At 49.5% G+C, this 590-nt stretch carries 1 protein-coding gene; it reads right to left on the reverse strand.

Annotation, left to right across the window (positions count from 1 at the left end; genetic code table 11):
* Positions 1 to 499 (reverse strand): carbon starvation CstA family protein (locus tag HW443_RS12640; RefSeq protein ID WP_275942777.1); only part of this gene is annotated, 499 nt, incomplete at its 3' end.
* Positions 500 to 590: the final 91 nt, after the last annotated feature.

A 590-nucleotide genomic window follows, 5' to 3' on the forward strand; every position in this document is an offset into this window, starting at 1 on the left:
GTCGAGGTTGGGTCTTTAAGGCTCGGTATCGGCCGAAGGCCTTCACTCCTTCCACTCCCAGAATAATTGCACCAATAACCAGGGCGAAACCAATAAAACCCATCAGTGTATTCCCCACCAGTGCCTCTCCTTTGACTGCACCTGTGAAGACCTTGTGAAGCAGCCCATAGGAGGTATAGAGAAGGGCGGCCACTGTTGTGATGAACATGAAGATCATAGGGTAGAATGTCCAGAAGGCCTTCTTCCCCTCTGACATCAACCAGAGTGTCACCAGCATCAATGCCAGGGATGCCAGCAATTGATTCGCTCCTCCAAACAGAATCCACAGGTATTTCCACCACCCTGTCAAAACCAGGATCATTCCCAGGAGACTGGCGATGATAGTACTGATATGGATATTTCTGAAGATCGGGCTGATATCACTCAACAACTCCGAAGTGGCTACTCTCATAAACCTGATGACAAGTTGCATGAGCGTAATGGCTACGATGAGTATCATCACGCTGCCATAGGATACACCTAAATCAGGCGGGAGTCCTAACCCAAGTTCCGCAGAACCCCGCTTTTTGGGGTATTTTTTGGGGCCGCAA

It is taken from the genome of Candidatus Hakubella thermalkaliphila, assembly GCF_013281975.1.
Taxonomy (GTDB): Bacteria; Actinomycetota; Humimicrobiia; order Hakubellales; family Hakubellaceae; genus Hakubella; species Hakubella thermalkaliphila.